The 21,431-nt window shown below is 43.2% G+C and carries 19 protein-coding genes and 1 tRNA gene; 14 read left to right on the forward strand and 6 right to left on the reverse strand.

From position 1 onward, the window contains the following. The first annotated feature begins 36 nt into the window (after positions 1-36). Positions 37-112: transfer RNA gene (locus tag AK824_RS12590), tRNA-Glu, on the forward strand. A 292-nt stretch (positions 113-404) separates the two neighbouring features. Next, entirely contained in the window at positions 405-1,058 is a 654-nt protein-coding gene (locus tag AK824_RS12595) for a LysE family translocator (protein ID WP_057762059.1), read from the forward strand. A 99-nt stretch (positions 1,059-1,157) separates the two neighbouring features. On the opposite strand, the gene acnA is transcribed toward AK824_RS12595, so the two are convergent. Together acnA and AK824_RS12605 are read right to left on the reverse strand one after the other, a co-directional pair. Next, on the reverse strand, positions 1,158-3,995 hold the full coding sequence (acnA, locus tag AK824_RS12600) for an aconitate hydratase AcnA (RefSeq protein ID WP_057762061.1): 2,838 nt from the start codon (positions 3,993-3,995) through the stop codon (positions 1,158-1,160). Between the two features lie 296 nt (positions 3,996-4,291). Beyond that, positions 4,292-5,371, reverse strand: a complete 1,080-nt coding sequence (locus AK824_RS12605; RefSeq protein WP_057762063.1) for a DUF3025 domain-containing protein — start codon at positions 5,369-5,371, stop codon at positions 4,292-4,294. A 126-nt stretch (positions 5,372-5,497) separates the two neighbouring features. Between AK824_RS12605 and AK824_RS12610 the strand changes: the two genes are divergently transcribed. Both AK824_RS12610 and AK824_RS12615 read left to right on the forward strand, forming a co-directional pair. Then, positions 5,498-6,214 (forward strand): metal-dependent hydrolase, encoded by a 717-nt coding sequence (locus tag AK824_RS12610; protein ID WP_057762064.1) that lies wholly within the window; start codon positions 5,498-5,500, stop codon positions 6,212-6,214. Positions 6,215-6,273: 59 nt separating this feature from the next. Continuing rightward, entirely contained in the window at positions 6,274-6,864 is a 591-nt protein-coding gene (locus AK824_RS12615; RefSeq protein WP_057762066.1) for a YchJ family protein, read from the forward strand. Positions 6,865-6,884: 20 nt separating this feature from the next. Here the strand turns inward: AK824_RS12615 and AK824_RS12620 are convergent, their stop codons facing one another. From AK824_RS12620 to AK824_RS12630, 3 genes are all read right to left on the reverse strand, one after another. Then, positions 6,885-7,805: a class II glutamine amidotransferase gene (locus AK824_RS12620; protein WP_057762068.1), complete on the reverse strand. Its 921-nt coding sequence runs from the start codon at positions 7,803-7,805 to the stop codon at positions 6,885-6,887. Further along, on the reverse strand, positions 7,806-8,168 hold the full coding sequence (locus AK824_RS13720) for a hypothetical protein (protein ID WP_227511171.1): 363 nt from the start codon (positions 8,166-8,168) through the stop codon (positions 7,806-7,808). It abuts the gene before it with no gap. A 72-nt stretch (positions 8,169-8,240) separates the two neighbouring features. Beyond that, positions 8,241-9,404, reverse strand: coding sequence for a homoserine kinase (locus tag AK824_RS12630; RefSeq protein WP_057762070.1), 1,164 nt, complete (start codon positions 9,402-9,404; stop codon positions 8,241-8,243). Positions 9,405-9,427: 23 nt separating this feature from the next. On the opposite strand from AK824_RS12630, the gene AK824_RS12635 reads away from it, so the two are divergent. Further along, the gene (locus tag AK824_RS12635; RefSeq protein ID WP_057762072.1) at positions 9,428-9,616 is read left to right on the forward strand and encodes a hypothetical protein; all 189 of its coding nucleotides are present in this window, start codon (positions 9,428-9,430) and stop codon (positions 9,614-9,616) included. A gap of 44 nt (positions 9,617-9,660) precedes the next feature. On the opposite strand, the gene AK824_RS12640 is transcribed toward AK824_RS12635, so the two are convergent. Then, a complete protein-coding gene (locus AK824_RS12640; RefSeq protein ID WP_057762073.1) occupies positions 9,661-10,509 on the reverse strand; it encodes a class II glutamine amidotransferase in 849 nt (282 codons plus the stop codon). A gap of 97 nt (positions 10,510-10,606) precedes the next feature. Here AK824_RS12640 and hisF point away from each other — a divergent pair, with 97 nt between their 5' ends. From hisF to AK824_RS12685, 9 genes are all read left to right on the forward strand, one after another. After that, positions 10,607-11,389: an imidazole glycerol phosphate synthase subunit HisF gene (hisF, locus tag AK824_RS12645; RefSeq protein WP_057762075.1), complete on the forward strand. Its 783-nt coding sequence runs from the start codon at positions 10,607-10,609 to the stop codon at positions 11,387-11,389. Positions 11,390-11,574: 185 nt separating this feature from the next. Further along, positions 11,575-12,093, forward strand: a complete 519-nt coding sequence (gene ribE, locus AK824_RS12650; RefSeq protein WP_057762077.1) for a 6,7-dimethyl-8-ribityllumazine synthase — start codon at positions 11,575-11,577, stop codon at positions 12,091-12,093. Positions 12,094-12,309: 216 nt separating this feature from the next. Further along, on the forward strand, positions 12,310-13,152 hold the full coding sequence (gene nusB, locus AK824_RS13470; RefSeq protein WP_082624658.1) for a transcription antitermination factor NusB: 843 nt from the start codon (positions 12,310-12,312) through the stop codon (positions 13,150-13,152). 2 nt (positions 13,153-13,154) lie between these two features. After that, a complete protein-coding gene (thiL, locus tag AK824_RS12660; RefSeq protein ID WP_057762079.1) occupies positions 13,155-14,186 on the forward strand; it encodes a thiamine-phosphate kinase in 1,032 nt (343 codons plus the stop codon). A 3-nt stretch (positions 14,187-14,189) separates the two neighbouring features. After that, positions 14,190-14,783 carry a phosphatidylglycerophosphatase A family protein gene (locus tag AK824_RS12665; RefSeq protein WP_057762081.1) on the forward strand — a complete coding sequence of 198 codons (594 nt, stop codon included), beginning with the start codon at positions 14,190-14,192 and terminating at the stop codon, positions 14,781-14,783. Between the two features lie 206 nt (positions 14,784-14,989). Further along, a complete protein-coding gene (gene glmU, locus AK824_RS12670; protein WP_057762083.1) occupies positions 14,990-16,366 on the forward strand; it encodes a bifunctional UDP-N-acetylglucosamine diphosphorylase/glucosamine-1-phosphate N-acetyltransferase GlmU in 1,377 nt (458 codons plus the stop codon). Between the two features lie 182 nt (positions 16,367-16,548). Further along, positions 16,549-18,393, forward strand: coding sequence for a glutamine--fructose-6-phosphate transaminase (isomerizing) (glmS, locus tag AK824_RS12675; protein ID WP_057762084.1), 1,845 nt, complete (start codon positions 16,549-16,551; stop codon positions 18,391-18,393). Positions 18,394-18,544: 151 nt separating this feature from the next. Next, positions 18,545-19,354, forward strand: coding sequence for a heteromeric transposase endonuclease subunit TnsA (locus AK824_RS12680; protein ID WP_057762086.1), 810 nt, complete (start codon positions 18,545-18,547; stop codon positions 19,352-19,354). Further along, the gene (locus tag AK824_RS12685; RefSeq protein ID WP_057762090.1) at positions 19,338-21,431 is read left to right on the forward strand and encodes a Mu transposase C-terminal domain-containing protein; all 2,094 of its coding nucleotides are present in this window, start codon (positions 19,338-19,340) and stop codon (positions 21,429-21,431) included. Before AK824_RS12680 ends, AK824_RS12685 begins: the two co-directional genes overlap by 17 nt.

Below are 21,431 nucleotides of genomic sequence, written 5' to 3' on the forward strand. Positions count from 1 at the left end.
AGTACCGTTGTAACCACTGGTTATAACACTCTATGCGTCCCCATCGTCTAGAGGCCTAGGACACCGCCCTTTCACGGCGGTAACGGGGGTTCGAATCCCCCTGGGGACGCCACTATTCGGCGTCACTTATTAGCACTTTTGCTTAGCATCAGATTAGACTAATAAGCGAACAATAAAAAAGCCCAGTCATCATACGGTGACTGGGCTTTTTTATGTCTGTCATTTCTCAAAACCCTCTATTCTATTGTCGTTAGCTTATTATTAATAGCTGCTAGCTTACTGTTGATAGCGCTATTGCCAACCTATCTAATACTCGTTAATATCGACCTGACAAGCTTATTTATAATGTGCACCTACCTACTATAAATGATGGGGCTTAGCGTGATTAAAGGGAAGTGATTGCGATGTTTGGTATCGAAAATTATCTAGGGTTTATCTTGGCAGCTATTTTGTTAAACCTAACGCCAGGTACGGATAGCATGTACATCATCACCCGTAGTGTTTCACAGGGGCAAACAGCAGGGTTTTATTCTGTTCTTGGCATTACTTTGGGTATTTTGGTACATACGTTATTGGCGGCGCTAGGATTATCAGTACTGCTTGCCAACTCCCCTACCGTTTTTATGATTGTTAAATATATTGGGGCCAGCTATTTGTGTTATTTAGGCTTTAAGATGCTGACGAGCAAAAACTCTAACTCAATAACGAACAATTTATCCAAAGATCAGGACGTGACCAGCCGAAAGGCTGTAGATGGTTGGCAAATATATAAGCAAGGCGTGTTAACCAATACTTTTAATCCAAAAGTCGCTTTATTCTTCTTGGCGTTCTTCCCTCAGTTTATCGACGCTAGTTATGCTTATGGCATGCTGTCATTTTTGATGTTAGGGCTGACTTTTGCCACCACAGGCTTTATATGGTGCTTGAGTTTGGCGATGTTGGCGTCAAAGTTCAGCAAAAAACTAAGAGAGAATCCAAAAATTGAATCCATGATGAATAAAATAAGTGGTGTCGTATTTATGGGGCTAGGAATTAAGCTGTTGACTGAGAAGGCTTGAAGAGTAAAGTAACAAGAAGGAAAACGTCTTCCATAAAAAAGCCCAATCCCCTACTTTGATGGAGATTGGGCTTTTTGTCATATAAAGCTTAACTAATTACTAGCCAGCTTCTTTACTTTCGCTTGCCAATTGACGTAGCACATAATGCAACACGCCGCCATGACGCACATATTCGCGCTCTTTTGGGGTTTGTAGACCGACATTGACTTCAAAGGTTTCGCTCGATCCGTCAGCACGTGTAGCCGTAACCGTGGCTGTTTTACTCTCGCCATTGTCCAGACCTGTGATGCTCAGCACTTCAGAACCATCTAGTTTATATGTCTCTGCATTTTGACCGTCTTTAAACGTCAATGGCAGCACACCCATACCGACTAGGTTTGAACGGTGAATACGCTCAAACGAGCTGGTTAGCACTGCTTTTACACCTAGCAAGATAGTACCTTTAGCTGCCCAGTCACGGCTCGAACCAGAACCATACTCTGCACCGCCCAATACCACTAGCGGACGCTTATCTTCTTTATACTTCATCGCTGCGTTATAGATAGGCATTTCTTCGCCATCTTGTAGCGTAGCGCTGTCATCTTTGAAGTAATAGGTATAGCCACCTTCTTTACCGCCCATCATGGCGTTTTTGATACGGATATTGGCAAAGGTACCACGAGTCATGACTGCATCATTACCACGGCGTGAACCATAGCTGTTGAAGTCTGCTTCCATCACACCGCGCTCTTGCAAGTACTTACCTGCTGGTGAGTCTGGATCGATATTACCTGCTGGTGAGATATGATCGGTGGTGATTGAGTCACCAAATAGACCTAGGATACGCGCGCCTTCGATATCAGGGATACCTTCTGGCTTCATGGTCATACCATCAAAGAACGGTGGGTTTTTAATATAGGTCGAGCCTTCGTCCCACGGATACAGCTGACTATCCGCTGAGCTAATGGCGTTCCACGCTGCACTACCATCGAACACTTCACCGTAGTTTTTGCGGAACATATCAGCATCGATATTATTGGCAATTAGCTCGTTGATCTCTTCTGATGTCGGCCAGATATCTTTTAGATAGACATCGTTACCGTCTTGATCTTGTGCTAGTGGATGTGTTGTTAAGTCAATATCGACTGTACCTGCCAACGCATAGGCAACTACTAGCGGCGGTGATGCCAAATAACTGGCCTTCACATGTGAGTGGATACGACCTTCAAAGTTACGGTTACCTGACAGTACGGCAGCAGCAACCAAGTCGTTCTCTTCAATACCTTTTTCAATCGCTTCAGGAAGTGGTCCTGAGTTACCGATACAGGTGGTACACCCATAACCCACAAGATAGAAGCCTGTTTTTTCTAGCTCATCCATGAGGTTGGTTTTTTCTAAGTAATCAGTGACAACTTTAGAGCCAGGAGCCAATGACGTTTTAACCCAAGGTTTGGCTTTAAGGCCTTTTGCAGCCGCTTTTTTGGCAACCAAACCTGCACCGATCATAACTGCTGGGTTTGAGGTATTGGTACAAGAGGTAATGGCAGCAATTACGACTGAGCCATCACGCAATTTGTGCTGCTTGTCATCAATACTAACATTTGAAAACACACTGTTTGCTGGAGCATGCTTGAGATCATCATCTCTTGTGTCGACTTCGATCTTTGGTTCAGCCGCTAGATCTTCTGCTTGCTCTTGCTCACCGCCCTCTTGATCGAAACGTATTTTGCCATGTACCTCTACTTTGCGGTCTTTATTCATCTTCTCTAGCGTTTCGCCAAATTTTTCATGCATATCAGACAGATTGATACGCTGCTGTGGCAAGTTAGGACCAGCCAATGCTGGCTGTACTGAAGATAAGTCTAGCTCTAGTTTACTAGAATAAGTCGCCGCTGGTGTATCGGCATCGTGCCATAAGCCTTGCGCCTTGGCATACTTTTCAACCAGCTCAATCTGCTCTTCGTCACGGCCAGATAAACGCAGGTAATCAATCGCCATTTGGTCAATTGGGAAAATACCACAAGTCGCACCATACTCTGGTGACATATTGGCAATGGTGGCGCGATCCGCTAGCGGCATACTGTGTAAGCCTTCGCCATAAAACTCGACGAACTTGCCCACTACGCCATGTGCACGCAGCATTTCAACGACACGTAATACCAAATCGGTCGCCGTGACGCCTTCAGTTAGCTTGCCTTTTAGCTCAAAACCGACTACTTGTGGAATCAGCATCGATGACGGTTGACCTAGCATTGCAGCTTCAGCTTCGATACCGCCCACACCCCAACCAAGCACACCAATACCATTAATCATCGTAGTATGGCTGTCTGTACCAAACACTGTATCTGGATAAGCCGTCAGCTCGCCATCGACGTCTGCTGCCATCACAACACGGGCTAAATACTCAAGGTTAACCTGATGCACGATACCTGTCGCTGGCGGTACTACGACAAAGTTTTCAAAGGCTTGCTTGCCCCAATGCAAAAACTCATAGCGCTCATTGTTACGCTTAAATTCAATTTTTTCGTTCAAATCTAGCGCATCTTCGCGGCCATAAGCATCGACCTGTACAGAGTGATCGACGACCAGCTCACTAGGGATAAACGGATTGATCTGCTCAGCCTTACCGCCAAGTTCGACCACTGCATCACGCATCGCAGCCAAATCGACTACTGATGGTACACCAGTGAAATCCTGCAATACCACACGCGCTGGCATAAAGGCGATTTCTTTTGACGCCTCAGCCCCTGCATCCCAGTTGGCAACCGCTTCGATATGGTTTTTACCAACCGACTGGCCGCCATCTTCGTTACGCAATAAGTTTTCTAATACCACTTTCATACAAAATGGTAGTGTCTTGATATGCTCATAAGTTTCGGTCAGCTTTGGCAGGCTGTAGTAGGCATGTTCCTTACCAGCAACCGAAAGGGTGTCTTTTACATCAAAAATATCACTCATGATAGCTTCCTTATCGTTGTTATAAATCCTGAACATAAATTATTATAAGTTTATGTATGACTGGTGGCTCAATAAATGATTGATCTGTCTTAAATCAATACTGCAGTTTCGCAAAACTGTCTAATATGAGTCATTGTTAACAAAAGAGATAATCATATCTGTAGTGATTAACAGAAACTCCCTTTTACCATAACAAACATACAAGGCTTTGTTAACGTCTGGACGTTGTCGAATCGTGGCACAATCGTAAACGTAACAACGGTTTAGCGAGCTATGTTTAAGCAATCCCTTTCTATTTATTTTTTGTCTTTTTTACGTCGTCCATTGCGAAACACGTAGCTGTCTTCATAAAAGTCAGTATTGGCATTCTCTGCCCAAAAATGCGGCACCCCTAAAATCGGTAGCGGCGCAAGCTGGCGCGGTTTGACGTCATCATCGGACAATAATGTATCCATGTATTCAGCAACTTTGTCATCCAAATAGCTCATACGTCCAGCTAACGATAAGGTAAAGAATTCTTGTGCAACATGAATGATAATGCTGTGAGCGCATAGAGGTTTGCGTGGGTGTACCAACTGCTCAAGCAATGCATGGCCAAAGATATAAACTGCGGCTTGAGCACTGTCATCAGGCTGGGTTGGGTTGTCCCATTTAGCACGTGGTTTCACCAAACTTGCCTGCCAGTCAAAATTGACTAATGCCTCACCGATACTAGCATCAGAAGTCACTAGCACTGCGCCATTCTCATCAAACACAGTAATAGTGTCGCGCACACGCCCTCGATGCTCGCTGATGCCTTGCTTTGCGATTTCTAGCATATGGTAATAGTTCAGCATGGCTTTAGTCTTCGGAAAGGTCAGCCAAATACTGCCATTAAACAAGTCATGTAAGTTATCACGCGTCGGGATATTGCCAGTTGTGCCGATAAAGTGCTCATAGGCATCCCCTTCAGGCAATGCATCTTGAGAGACGAATTGTAGCGTCTGAGATTTGTGGTCATGAGCAGGTTTGGTATGCGGTAACGGCTGTTGCAAATATTCAGCCTGCTGCGCCATCGCCGTTTTTAAGACCTTAGCAATCGTGTCAGGCGTATTGATGTCAGAAGCATTTATATCGTACTTATTTAGACTTTTCACATTATCCAAACTTTCTGAATCACCCAAATTACCTAAACCATCTAAGCTATTCCTCTGCGGTTCTGAGCGACTAAGGCGTTCAATCGTGTTGCTGATATAACTCAATTGAGTAATATGCGACAACCACGGCACTTGCCAATCAATGGTAGCAAAGCTGTTATCAAGCTGACCTTCTACTACTGGCGGCTGCTTAGTATGAGTATCAGAGTTAAGTGTGGCGGGTAAATCACTGGCAGGCATAGAAGCTCTCTCTTACAGGCTATCTCTATTAGACGTATGGACGGTCTATGGTATCATGGTGCGCTTTTTTACTGCTAGATGCGCCGCTCGAAAGGACTTTTTGAGCGCTATGGATGAATGAGTTTTATGGCAAATTTTAATACCCACTTAAATGTCGCTTTTATGGTCAGCGGCACACTGAGTTTGACGGTTTATAAAGCTGGATTGATTGATGATTCAGGGTTTTTGGTGTGCGTGGCGCTTGGTACTATCGGCGGGTTGTTGCCAGACTTGGACTCTGATAATTCAACACCGATTAAGCTCGGTTTTAATATTACCTCGTTCATATTTGCCTTTGGTCTGGTCATGCATTGGCGTAGTGACTTGAGCTTACTGGCATTGATAGTATTGTGGCTAGCAGGCTACGGTTTTATGCGCTACGTCGTTTTTCATATTTTTACTACTATGACGGTGCATCGCGGCGTCATCCACTCTGTGCCTTATATGGCAATACTGGGATTGGGTCTGACCTGTTTAAGCTATTATGGCTTGCACCTACCGCTGACAACCAGTTGGTTTTATGGGCTGTTTTTATTTGGTGGCGCGATGGTGCATTTGTCATTGGACGAGCTGTATAGCGTCAATCTGTCCAATATGAAAATGAAGCGCTCATCGGGCACGGCGATGAAGTTTTATCAGCCAAAAGACAAATGGTGGTATTTGCTTTTATACACTATCCTTGCGCTACTGGTGTATGCCGTCCCACCTTTTGAGATGTTTTGGTCACGACTAAGTGACCCTTCTGCATGGGCGCAGCTCAAAGTTGGTATATTGCCAGAATTAATAAAAAGCATGCTGCAATAAAGTTATCAAAAGACCACTGAGCCTAAACGAATAAGCCCAAACAAAAATTAGAGTAAAACATGCAACCTTACCCAGATACTTGCCCTTGCCAAATCAATCTAACAGCAGAGACGGCAAACGCTCCGCTATCCTATCAAAACTGCTGCCAGCCTTATCATTATGCTTTTTATAATGCTGCTTTTTATAATGATGAGGTTGACGAAGCAGATGGTATAAAAGCGGAGACAGCCGAACGGCTCATGCGTACGCGCTATAGTGCGTTTGTACTCGTGAAACCAGAGTATATCGTCAAGACCACAGTACCTGCTCAGCAAGCACTACTTAATGTTGCAGCGATTGAAAGTTGGGCAAAAGAGACAGATTGGGCAGGATTAGAGATTGTAGAGCACACGCCAAAACTCGGTAAACGTCATGCACAGGTTGAGTTTAAGGCTTATTTTAAAAGTCCTGAGGAAACAGCCAGTGATTTAGCAGAAAAAACACAGGCGCATCATGAGCTGTCCACCTTTGTAAAGGTAAAAGACAAGGCTAATAACGATGTGCGCTGGTATTTCTTAGATCCGACGATTGCGATGACTGTTAGCCAAAAGCAACCGTGTATTTGTGGTTCTGGGGAGAAGTTTAAGCGGTGTTGTGGGAGTTTTATTTAAACAACATTAATTATCGCTCCCTAAACACTCGCCCCAACGGCTCGTGCAATCGCAATGCCTTCGTCCACTGTCAAAAACTTGCGCTGGCTTGGGCTATCTTTATAAATGACATCACCATCTTGAAAGATTAAGCATTCATTGACCGCCAACTGTTGCCATTTCTCATTTTCAGTTAATGGCACAGTGACTAAAATAGTGACTTTATCCGTGTCTGTAGTCACATCACCAAAGTTAATCGCCATATCATCATCAGCGAGTTTCGCTTCACCAAATGGCGCTTTACGTGTGAGATAAAACAGCAAGCTACCCGCATAAGCCAGTTGCCACCTGCCATTCGATATTAAGCAATTAAATAACCCATTGGCAGAGAGATAGCGACACTGTGTGGTCAAAAAATTAAACAGCGTTTTGTCATCAGGACGCGACTTAAAGCTGCTTTTTAGACGATTGACCAAATAACAGAATGCCATTTCAGAATCAGTTGAACCGACTGGCTGACAGTGTGAGGCGTTGCCGTTATCTTGCAAGCGCTGGCAGCGTTTGATAAATTCGCTATTCATCTGCCCATTATGAGCAAATACCCACTGCTCGCCCCATACTTCACGGACGAATGGATGGGTGTTTGCCAAGCAGTTCTGCCCTTGTGTCGCCTTACGAATATGCGCAATGACGTTCATGGCTTTGATTGGATAGTTATTGACCAAGTCAGCGACTGGCGACAGATGGCTTGGACGATTATCATGAAACAAACGCAAACCCGTTGAGTCATTTGCCGTCTCATCGTTGGTTTTGTCATTATTGCTGCATTCGCTGCGCTCGAAAAAGGCAATACCAAAGCCATCTTCATGACTGTCCGTCATACCGCCGCGCTTGCGAAACCCTGCGAAGCTAAAGCCAATATCCGTTGGGGTATTACAGTTCATTCCTAAGAGTTGACACATTTAATCGTTACCGCCATTGTTATTATTAAGCGAATCATCGTTTATGATCGGTTCATCATTTACTGTCAGGTTGCCTTGGGGAGCGTTACTTTGAGCGGTAGATAGCGCATCAAAGTCAGCATCACTCATTTCATCTAGTAAGGCCGCCCCATCAGTTGGGATGGTATCCAAAATGCGCTGAGCTTCTGCCAGATCAGCACTTTCTACCCAGAGAACGATACCCGAGTTCATACCAGGGATAGCGCTAAGCGGCTGCAAGGATACGGTAATGCCGTTATTACGTAGTAGGTTGGCGTGCAGCTCACCTTGCATATTGGTATCGTAGCGCGCCAGTTTGTGCCAGTTATCAACTTGATCGGTCATGGGGTCGCCTCTAAGGTTTCGGTGCTAAAATTAGTACTAGCATTGGTACTAGAATAAATGAATAGGCAATGCTTAAGACAATTGATCTAGCGTATATTCTTTGATTGCAAACTCACTACTATTTAATTTTTCCTGCGCTTGATCAGCTTGAGTAATACTGCTAAATACACCAACTATTTGATTATCTGGTTTGCTTAATAGTACAAATACGGTATTTTGCGACTTTTCAACATGCGCCCAATGATAAGCGGCCAGACGTTTCATTAAGTCAGGGTTTTTGACCATGATGTTATCACCCGTACGGCCTTCGGTACGATTATAGTGAATCACGTTTAAACGTAACAACCAGAAAATCACCGCGGCCTTTGCTAGCATAACAGGTAGTGCACGCTTTTCATCACTGTTTAGCGGGCGTATCGATTCATAACCTTGTAAGAACGCCGCCATTTTACTGCGATCAAAGTTAACGGATTCGCCTTGCTCTGCAACGCCCCACGTAGTACAAAAATCATTTATGGTAATGGCAATATCCATCACGTAATGCTCAACGCTGACTTCGGTAAAGTCTAATAGACCTGTCAGACGCGCTTCACCTTTTTGCAGATTCCATAAGGTATTGTCAGCAAACATATCTAAATGGCATAGGCCTTTTGGCAAGGTTGCCAATGGCAATTCTGAATAAGAGCGCCAGATATCGCTCATCAGCTTAGCTTCGTCACCTGGCATGAACTGCATTTCACGGTCGCGCACATCTGCCCATGGGTACAGAGGCACGCCATACTGCTCACTTGGTTGTAGTGCTTGTAGCGTTTCATGCAGCATTGCTAATGCCGCGCCAATATCATGACACATCGCTTGCGTGGTTTGATCCGGATGTGAGCCTGCTAGACACGGTACTAGCGTAATCGCTTTGTCTTCATAATGGATAACATAGCGCTTATCATCACCATTCATTTGCGAACCATTTGATTCAATAACGGCTAGCGGCGCGGCAACTGGCAGTTTGCCATTTAACTGATTAAGAATAACGGCCATTTTTTCGATATCAGCGGGCGGACGCTCTTCAAACAACGTGAACACGTAAGAGTATGTACCATCTACATCGTCAGTCGTTTGAATAAACCAGTTTGAGTTTTTAATACCTTGAGTGATCGGAATCGCACGGGCAAAAGACACGCCAAAGCTTTGGCAAAAGGCGGCAAACTGATCATCGGTTAACTGGGTATAGACGGACATGACATCTCACTTATGACGGTTAAATGGTAGAAGTAGTAGGTGAAATAATAAATTCAATTTGGGTAATAATAAATGTGGCGGCAGACAATAATAGTGACCATTACGTCGCCGATAAGCAAACTTTAAATATCGTTAGGATATTTTGTCAACCAGCTAAGCTCTACAACGTGGCCGATACTGTTATTGATAAAAGTAGCCACTTAGCAAAATAACGACTCATTAAGACAACTACTTAATAAATCAGCTAACACATAGGCTAGGCATTTTTTGCAATCTTCAAACCCTCTTCAATCGATAAATAAACAGGGGAATTAGGAACATCTTGATAAACCACATGCCCATCTGCAAAAATAATGCACTCATCAACGGCCAGCTGTTGCCAGTTTTCATCACTGGTAAGCGGGGTAGTAGCGAGCACTGTCATGACATCATCTGTCTCGTTAACGGTCTCAAAGTCCATCGTCACATCCACATCAATGAGAGCTGCTGAACCAAATGGTGCTTGACGGGTCACATGAAATAATAACGTATTGGCATAACCAAGCATCCACTCACCATTGGACATCAAACAATTAAACAATCCATATTTTGCCAAAAAACGGCATTGCACGGTCAAGAACTCATACAATGTCCGCGCATCAGGCTTGTACTCAAATTGGTCTTTCAACTGATTAAGCAAATAACAAAACGCAAACTCCGAATCAGTGTCACCTACTGGACAATAGTGATGTGACTTGCCCTGCTTGATAGGGTCACTATCGTCTGCTTCTTCGATGGTCATTTTACCGTTATGAGAAAACACCCAAGCCTCACCCCAAATCTCACGCGTAAAAGGATGAGCATTACTGAGTAATTGATCATCTGATTTGCGTATATGGACAATAGTATTGTCAGCTTTTACTCGGGTTTGACTGACCAATTCAGCAAGTGGAGAGTCCATCGCTGCGCGATTATCACAGTACAAACGCAGTCCCGTTGGCTCAAAATAAGCGATGCCAAAACCGTCAACATGATCGTCTGTAAGGCCACCACGAGCCCGAAAACCAGCAAAAGAGAAACCGATATCAGCAGGATTTTTACTGTTCATGCCAAGCAGTTGACACATAAGCACCCTTTGCATTTGTTTTGTAAAATAGTTACGCGTATCATAGCATTTTATGTGATGTATCTTTGTATTCTTGCGCGAATTAATAGGCGGTTTTATGCTAGCAAAACGTATTATTCCCTGTCTTGACGTAGACAATGGCCGCGTGGTCAAAGGTGTTCAGTTTGTTGATATCAAAGACGCAGGCGATCCTGTTGAAGTAGCCAAACGTTACAACGAGCAAGGCGCTGATGAGATTACTTTTTTGGATATTACTGCGACCAATGATGAGCGCGATACCACTTATCATACTGTTGAGCGCATGGCAGAAACGGTATTCGTTCCGCTGACTGTTGGCGGCGGCGTTCGAAAAATCGCTGATATCCGCAATTTACTCAATGCTGGCGCGGATAAAGTGGCGATTAACTCAGCAGCTGTATTTACGCCGGAGTTCGTTGGTGAAGCCGCGCAGAAATTTGGTAATCAGTGTATCGTCGTTGCCATCGATGCCAAACGTGTCGCTGATATCAATGTCGATGGTGTTGTCGTGCCACGTTGGGAGATTTTCACTCATGGTGGCCGTAAACCAACGGGTATCGATGCCGTTGCTTGGGCGAGCAAAATGGCAGAGTTGGGCGCTGGTGAACTACTGGTCACCTCAATGGACGGTGATGGCACCAAAAAAGGCTATGATTTGGCGCTGATGCAGCAAATTACGAGCCGTGTTAATGTACCAGTTATTGCCTCAGGCGGCGTCGGTAACCTGCAACATTTAGCAGAAGGCGTACTAGAAGGCGGCGTAGATGCCGTACTTGCCGCCAGTATTTTTCACTTCGGTGAGTACACGGTATTGGAGGCCAAAGAGTATATGGCAGCGCAAGGAATACAGATGCGTCTTTAGCACGCTCGTAATATACAAATAAAACCCAAAAAAATGCTATCATAGCGCTAACCATTTATTTTCGTTCAATTAACTAAGGCAACGCCAAAATAATAGGCGACCGAGTCGATTGAACGCATCAGACTATTTAGCTATTTATTGACGCCTATATTTCAATTGAACGCTTATTAAGCAAAGGATTTTTTATGTCGAACTTACAACAGCAGCGCAACGACGTGACTCATATCGATGGTAACCTACATCAAAACGCTGATGCTCGCATTGGTATCGTTGTTGGTCGTTTTAACGGTTTTGTCGTTGAGTCATTAGTCGATGGTGCAATCGATGCCCTACTCCGTCATGGCGTACTGGGTAGCAACATTACTGTTATTCGTGTGCCTGGCGCATTTGAGCTACCACTTGTTGCCCAACGTGCTGCTGAGTCAGATCGTTTTGACGCGATTGTGGCACTGGGTGCAATCATCCGTGGCAGCACGCCGCATTTTGATATTGTAGCTAGCGAATCTGCCAAAGGTTTGAGCGCTGTTGCAATGGATTATAATATCCCTGTTGCTAACGGTATCATCACTACTGATAGCATCGAGCAAGCTATCGAGCGCTCTGGTACTAAAGCTGGTAACAAAGGCTCTGAAGCTGCGATGGTTGTACTAGAAATGATCGCTGTTTTGTCACAGCTAGATATTGATGATATCGATGAAGCGTAAGCTTTAAAGCTCAAATTTATTAGTTTAACTGGTGCTGCTATTTAGTAATAACAGCACCTCATAGCACTAGCCAGCTATCAAAACAATTGGCTATTTTTTGAATTTTCGCCGTATTTCTATACCCTTTGAAATTTTGAATAAACAAAGCTAAAAAGCTACTTTGTTCATTTATATTTTGACTGGGTATCATCTCAAAAATTTAGGTACAGACCCCCTATGACTGACCAACTCAAGCGCGCTATTAGCGCTGCGAAAACCGCACAAGCCAATGATGGACAAGCTGAGGCTACCCGTATAGCGAGCAGTAGTGCGGGTGATCAAACATTCGATATGAGTGAGTCTTCTTACAAGACCAGTCACACTGCTATCCGTAAGGCACGTCGCTTTGCGATGCAGGGCCTATACGAATGGCTCGTTACTGATCGCCGCTTTGATGTAGATGGCAAGCTTGGCTGGAAAGCCAATGCTCCGCACGATATTGCTGCTCGCACGCGTGCAACCAATGCCATGCATACCGTCCATATCGGTTATTATCATGAAATGATGCGCGACATCCCAGAGCAGATTGAAGCACTCGATGCGCTTATCAGTCAGCATCTCGATCGTGAGGTTGATAAGCTAGATACGGTTGAACACGCTATCTTGTTGATTGGCGCGTATGAGCTACAAAACCGTGTAGAGATTCCTTATAAAGTCGTGCTTGATGAAGCGATGAAGCTAAATAATCACTTTGGGGCGACTGATGCTCATAAATTGATTAATGCGGTACTGGATAAAATGGCTGGTGAGCTGCGCGCAGTCGAAGTGCAAGCAGATACTAATGCCAATCTACGTACGTCACAAAAAGCGGCGGCTAAACAGCCTGAAGTAAGTTCAGCCGATAATATCGAAACTGCTGCTGAAATAGAAAGCGCTATCGTCGATGAGCCGACTGCATCAAATAAGCCGCGTATTAGTGCTAACAAAGCTAACGTCAAACGCAGTAGTGCCAGTAAAGCCAGTGCAAATATCAGTGACTTTAAGGCGAGCAAGAAAAACGCTAACGATACCAAAGACTAACCATGAACGAGTTTGAGCTGATTGAGCGTATATTCTCACAGATGCAGGCCACGCATGCGCCATTAACTGGTATCGAAAAAGGTATCGGTGACGACGCGGCTGTGATGGCATTGCCAGTAGGATCACGTTTGGTTAGCTGTATTGATACACTGGTTCAAGGTCGTCACTTTCATGCTGATTGGCAAAGAGTTGACGAATTAGCATTTGCGATTGGCTATAAAGCCGTAGCTGTTAATGTCTCAGACATTGCTGCTATGGGTGCGACGCCGCATAGCATTATGCTAGCGCTGGCACTACCTGAACGTCTAGCAAATTACGAATGGCTCACTGAGTTTGCCAAAGGGCTGTTTCATGCTTGCCAGCTGTTTGGCGTGACGCTGATCGGTGGTGATACGACACGCAGTGAGCGCTTAGTACTTAGTATCAGCGCACAAGGGTTGCTGACTGCAGATATACCTGCCATTTACCGCTCAGGTGCACAAGTGGGTGATAAGGTTTATGTCTCAGGCACACTTGGTGATGCCGCTTTCGCCTTACAGCATCCTGACAGCGCACAAGGTATCGAGTTAGCACATCGTCTACATATGCCGACGCCGCGTATTGCGCTAGGTGCAGCATTGGCAAAGATGGGTGCAACAGCGATGATAGATATCTCCGACGGTCTTTATCAAGATCTTGGTCATATCTGTCAGCAAAGCTCTGTCGGCATGCGCATCCATTTAGATAAGCTACCGAGTAGCGAATCATTGTCTACTGTCGATTTGTCTAATCGTTTGTTAGGTCAACTAGCGGGCGGCGATGATTATGAACTGGCATTTACCTTACCTGCTCATATCAAACCGCCTATAGGCAACACACCTGTCACTTGTATCGGCGAGGTAATTGCACTATCAGATCCTATAGCGACAAATACCAAGTCTGCTGATAACTCACGTCTTGAACTGTTTTATCAAAATCAGCCAGTGACGCCAACTCAGCCCGCACCGTTTTTAACGTGGCCCAATCTTACTGGTTACCAACACTTTACAGGCTAATCCATGACTGATCACGACTTATCTAAGCCTGACATCCGTAAAGCAAATGACTGCCCACCATTACCAGTCGGTGCCAGCATGCTTGACCGTGTGGTTTATTGGCTTGGGCTAGGTTTAGGTAGTGGTCTGCCACGCCGTGCACCTGGCACTTGGGGTACCGTTGGCGGGCTGATTGTGGGCGTGCCCCTCATGAGTCTAGGTTTTATTCCTTTTTTACTGCTGACTATTTTATCTTGTTTGGTTGGTATCTGGATCTGTGGGCGTACTTCTGAATTAATGAAGGTGCACGATGATCCACATATTGTGTGGGATGAATGGGCAGGCATGTGGATTACCTTATTACCGTTATCTTACATTTTGTCTTATTTATTTCCTAAGCCTGAAAACACATTGTCGTTAATGATGATGCCTATGTTTTGGGGCTGGCTACCGACCGCCTTTATCCTATTTCGCGTATTTGATATTTTAAAGCCGCCACCGATTGGCTGGGTAGACAAAAGGGTCGCTGGTGGGTTAGGTATTATGCTTGATGACATCATCGCCGGTATCATGGCAGCAGTAGTATGGGTAGCGGTTATGTTTGGTGTGCTGTTATAAGTTACCTTAACTACTTCGATACTGTGCTAACTACTCTATAACCGCTTAGCCTAGCAACGTTATCAATTTGAACGCTACTCTCTTGCATAGATGATTGATTTATTGTCAGCAGGTTGTATTACAAAGCCTGCACATCACAGCGTTTTTATAAATGAACATTTGCGCTATAATCCAATCTTATATTTTGTTACATTTGCGAGCCTATTATGACATCTCCTCTTTCTGTAATTATTTTAGCTGCCGGTAAAGGCACACGTATGCAATCAGCAAAGCCAAAGGTATTGCAGACCTTGGCTGGGAAGTCTTTATTAGGTCATGTGCTAGATACTTGTCATCAGCTCACTGTTAATGAAACCATCATTGTTCATGGCTTTGGTGGTGATCAAGTAAAGTCAGAGATTACCAATCAATATACACAAGCATCGATTACTTGGGTTGCTCAAACTGAGCAATTGGGAACTGGCCATGCGGTCAAGGTGACACTGTCTGATTTACCCAAGTCAGGACAAAGTCTCATTCTTTACGGTGATGTGCCATTGGTCAGCTGTCAAACGCTAACGGCATTAAAAACTGCCAATACTAATGGTATGTCGATGCTGACGCTGACGGTCGATAATCCGTTTGGATTGGGTCGGATTAAGCGTGACCAAGCGGGTAATATTGAAGCCATCGTTGAACAAAAAGATGCTGATGCTGAAGAGCAAAGCATTAGAGAAATTAATAGCGGTATTTACTGTGTCGACAATGCGCTACTGCACAAATATTTACCTGAGCTCTCTAACGATAATGCACAGCAAGAATATTATCTGACGGATATCGTCAAAATGGCAGTTGCCGATGGTATTACTATCGCAGCGATTGAGCCTGAGCATACGTTTGAGATTGAAGGAGTTAATAATCGCCAACAGCTTGCTAGTCTAGAACGCACTTGGCAACGTAAGCTAGTTGCTGACTTACAAGAAGCTGGCGTACAGTTTGCCGACCCTACTCGTGTCGATATCCGTGGTACGTTAAGCGCTGGTCAAGACGTGTTTATTGACGTTAATGTGGTGTTTGAAGGTGACTGTACCTTAGGTGACAACGTCTATATCGAAGCGGGCTGTATTATTAAAAATGCCAAGATTGGTAATGCCTGCTATATCAAACCGTATTGCGTGATCGATCGCGCTGATATCGGTGCTGGTGTTGATATCGGGCCTTTTGCGCACTTGCGTCCTGATACCGTACTATCTGATAACAGCAAAGTTGGTAACTTTGTCGAAATTAAGAAATCGACTATCGGCAAAGGCAGTAAAGTAAATCACTTAAGCTACGTCGGCGATGCGACTGTCGGTACAGGCGTTAATATCGGTGCTGGTGTCATTACTTGTAACTATGACGGTGCTAATAAATCGCAAACCATCATTGAAGACAATGCGTTTATCGGCTCTAATGCTAGCTTAGTCGCGCCAGTGACTATTGGCGATACTGCTACCGTTGCCGCTGGTTCTGTGATTACCAAAGACGTTGATCGTAGTGCCTTAGCGTTTGGTCGTGCGCGTCAAGTACAAAAAAATGACTTTCAAAGACCCATTAAAAAATAATTGCTCATTGGTGGTTTAGCCAACCTCAGTCATTCTTGAACCAATTTAAGCAGTGCGGCAACCTTTGTGGTGCTGCTTCACTATATTTGTCGTTTGATGATTCATCATTAATGACCAACCAAATTTTTTGATCTTGCACCATTATATATTGAACTACTAAAAATTGAATCTAAGGAATAGCCATGTGTGGAATTGTAGGCGCCGTTGCTGAGCGAAATATCGCTAATATCTTACTTGAAGGCCTAAAGCGTTTAGAATATCGCGGCTATGACTCAGCTGGCCTGACGGTTATTCGTGATGATGAACTACACCGTGAGCGCCAAGTGGGTAAAGTACAGGCACTGGTTAATGCCGTTGCTATCAACCCAGAGTTTTTTGATGGCCATATCGGTATTGCTCATACGCGCTGGGCAACTCATGGTGAGCCAGCACAGCGTAATGCGCACCCACACGTATCAGGCAAAATTGCGGTCGTGCACAATGGTATCGTCGAAAACTACGCTGAGCTGAAAGAAGAGTTAATAGCCAAAGGCTACGTATTTACTTCACAGACAGATACTGAAGTTGTGGCGCATCTAATCCATGATATCTACAAAAAGACACCTGACTTATTAGAAGCGGTCCGCACCATTATCCCGTTATTGCACGGTGCTTTTGCATTGGGTATCGTCCACGTAGATTGCCCTGATGAGCTCATTACTGTACGTCTAGGCTCACCTTTAGTGATTGGTGTCGGTATCGGTGAGAACTTTATCGCATCAGATCAGTTGGCGTTGCTGCCGGTGACTAACCGCTTTATGTACCTAGAAGAAGGTGATATCGCCAAATTAACTCGTAATAACATTCAAGTTTATGCAGATGGTGTTGAAGTCCAACGTCAGATACATGAAATTGATGCAACCCAGCACAATGCCGATAAAGGCGAGTTCAAACATTATATGCTCAAAGAAATTTACGAGCAGCCAGATGCCGTCGCTCGTACGATAGAGATGGCTTTGGATAATGGTGAAACCACCAAACTACGCGACGATTTTTTACAGCGTCATGAGACACTGTTATCAGGTGTTCGTCATGTACAAGTCATTGCTTGTGGTACCAGTTATCACGCTGGTATGGTCGCAAAATACTGGTTTGAGAGCCTTATTCGTATACCTTGTTCCGTCGAGGTTGCCAGCGAATTCCGCTATCGCAATCCTGTCGTTGTCGATAATACTTTGGTCATCTGTATTTCTCAATCTGGTGAAACGGCCGACACCTTATCAGCGTTACGTGATATCCAGAAGCAAACACCAGCAGGCTTAGTCAGCTTGGCATTATGTAATGTACCGACGTCATCGCTGGTACGCGAAACAGACATTTTCTTGCCAACATTGGCAGGGCCTGAGATTGGCGTCGCCTCTACCAAAGCATTTACCACTCAGCTTGTGGCTTTGATACTATTGATATTAAAAGTTGGCGTCACGCAGCAGCGCATGACTGACGACCACTTAAATACGTTATTAAGTGAGTTACATCAATTACCAGGACAACTCTACGCCAGCTTAAACCTTGATGCTCCTATCAAGACCATGAGTGAAAGCTTTGAAGATAAGAAAAGCTGTCTATTCTTAGGTCGCGGGTTACAGTTCCCGATTGCGCTAGAAGGAGCATTAAAGCTAAAAGAAATTTCTTACATTCATGCAGAAGGTTATGCGGCAGGTGAACTCAAACACGGTCCATTAGCATTGGTCGATAAAGACATGCCAATCGTCGTACTAGCGCCCAAAGACAGTATGTTTGATAAATTAAAAGCCAACATGCAAGAAGTGCATGCGCGTCATGGTGAGCTATTTGTATTTGCTAGCGAAGCCAGTCAAATGGTCGCGGAAGATAGACTGCACTTAGTATATGTGCCCGATGTTTGCGAGACGCTTGCCCCTATCGTCTACAGCGTGCCTGTTCAGTTGTTGTCATACCATGTAGCAGTACTGCGTGGCACAGATGTCGACCAGCCACGCAATTTGGCAAAATCAGTCACGGTAGAATAAGAAAAACTACTCTACACTAACCTGATGTCATTGAGTAATTACTTATCATACCAAGTAATTACTTATCATACTGATTAATTACCTATCATACTATTGTATGATGATTGATCCTTTGCTATCTTGTATTAACGAGATGGCAAAGGATTTTTTTGTGAATAACAGAAATAGAAAAGGATCTACAACAACTGAGTCTTCGAAAGATTATCAGCCATTTATCAAAGTAGCTGATATATCCTCACTTGGAAGATCTCATCGTGTCTTTGGCCATAAGACTAAACGAACACATCACCTACTCTCTGATCTTGAGCTTGCAGTATTTTTACTTTTCGAGTGGCAAAGTAGTACTGAGGATATACAAGAGCAGTTCCCTTTAGATATCAACATAACTAAGCAAATTGCTGATGATGTAGGAATTAAACATCCATCTCAAAAAGGTGAGCTTAAAATAATGACTACTGACTTTTACGTCATATCTAAAAACATTAACTCAGTAACGTCTCAATTAGCGCTCCAAGCTAAATATAGCAATCATTTAGATGATAATAGAACTATAGAAAAGTTAGAATTAGAGCGCAGATACTGGGAACAAAAAGATGTGGATTTCAAAATCATTACTGAAAAAGACATTCCTAGAGCTGTAACTGACAATATAAAATGGTTGTACCCCTCTAAGAATACTTATCTGATTACTATTGAAAAAAACGATTTCACTTTCTATTCAGAACAGATTATTGAAAGCCCTACTCTAAAAATCATAGATTTTTGTAAGAAAATTGACTCTTCTTACGACCACCCTCTTGGTACAGCATTAGGCAAACTAAAGAATTTAATAGCCCACGGTTATATCAGCTTTGATATACGAAAAGATTACCGAAAGATCGTTTGTGCTGAACTATCCATAGTAGATAAGGTTTATTCTAATTACATAGACAGGGAGCTCAAACATGCTTCGAATCAATGATGTTTATGACTATAAGCAAACGAAATTCAGGTTATTGAGTGAAATAATATCTGGATATATTTGGATTAATATTGATGACAAATCTGCCTTGCCAGAGTTTATAGACCGATTAAGCTTGAATGTACTCATTGAAGAGGAGGCTTGTATACTGACCCAGGATCCTTATGAGAATTTACGTTTGACTAATGAACCTAGCGCCTCATCACGAGCAATTAAGCGAGATAATAATTATGCATTAATATCTCCCATAATATTAAACCCAGATCACTATGAGGCAAACGTTAGAGGCCCATTAATTAATGATGTCTTAGCTCAAAATAAAACTACTAAACAAACTTTATATCGCTTACTAAGGAATTATTGGCAGAGAGGACAAACTCCTAATGCTCTACTGCCTGTGCGCACAAATAAGCGTAAAGATGGCAAAGAACGTCAAATAAAGAAGAAGCTTGGCCGACCTCGTATTTATAGCGATGGCAAAGGTATGATAATAACTGATGAAATTGCAAGGTTATTTAATTTAGTTATTAATCGTCATTTACTAAATCAGAGTAAGCATACGATAGGCTATGCATATCGTAAGTTTCAATCAATTTATCGTTCTAAATATCCTCAAATTGACGACACAGAAATCCCTACTATCTGGCAATTTAAATATCATTACGATACTAAGTTTAATACATTAGAAAAGCTCAGAAGCCGCACTAATAATAAGATATTTAATAAAGACATACGCCCGCTACACTCAACAGTAAATACGCATATTCTAGGCCCTGGTTCAAAGTATGAAATTGATGCAACCATAGCTGACATTTATCTATTATCTGACTCTGATAGAGCTAGCATCGTTGGTAGACCAATTGTTTATTTGGTAGCAGATGTGTTTTCCAGAATGGTGGCAGGTTTTTATATAGGATTTGAAAACCCATCCTATGTAACAAGCGTACAAGCAATAAAAACAGCCGTCTGTGATAAAACAAGTATATGCAAAAAGTTTGGTATAGATATTTCTTTAGAGGATTGGCCATGCATCGGCTTACCTGAATCGATACTTGCCGATAGAGGAGAGTTACTAAGCTCTCAAATTGAAACGCTTGAGAAGAGCTTTTCAGTAAGAATTGAAAATACGCCCGCTTATCGAGGTGATTTGAAGGGTATCGTTGAAAGATACTTCCATACTATTCAAGCAAAATTTAAACCTCATACGACCAAAATGGGAGTAGTACAGGGTATAAAAGAAGTACGAAAAGGTGGACACGACTATCGCATAGATGCCACTTTAACTATTACAGATTTTACTCAAATCATCATAAATTCAATAATTATACATAATAAGTCTCATCTATTAGCTAGCTATGATAGAGAGGCTGATATGCCTCCAGATATGCCGCTTATACCAATTAAGATATGGAACTGGGGATTGCAAAATAGAACTGGTCAACTAAGAGCTGTCGATGCAGATAGCATTCATGTAGCCTTATTACCACGACATACAGCAACTATCTCGAACTTAGGTATAAAGTTGTTTGGTGTTTACTATACATGCTCTGAGATAATGCAACATGGCTGGCTACATCGCAAAGGTACTATTAAAAGACCTAGATCTATTCAGGTAGGATATGATTTAATTGATGCCTCAAAAATTTATATTTTTTATGAGGATAATAGTCTTAATTACTGGATTGGAACACTTGCAGATCGCTCAAGGGAGTTCAAAAACTGTAGTTGGTGGGAGGTATGGCAGGTTCAAAAAATACAAAAAGTAGCTAATGCAAAACAAGAAATGAAAAGCAGAATTGCTTTAATAGACTTAGAAGATGAAATAAAGGCTATTCTAAAAGATTCTGAGATTAAAAAGAATAACAGTAATGAATCTAATCACTCCCGAATCTCAAAAATCAGAAGTAATCGAGATGTAGAAAAAGATTCAGAACGCCATCAACGGAGACAATTCCATCAAACAAATAAAAAATCTCATTTAAAAATAATGAAGAGTGAGTCTGAAAATGAACTGTCTGATGAAGAGCTTGCTCTAAGCAACCCGACTTATACATCGCTGTTATTTGAGGACGAATGA

Origin of the sequence: Psychrobacter sp. P11G3 (assembly GCF_001435845.1) — a bacterium.
Classification (GTDB): domain Bacteria; phylum Pseudomonadota; class Gammaproteobacteria; order Pseudomonadales; family Moraxellaceae; genus Psychrobacter.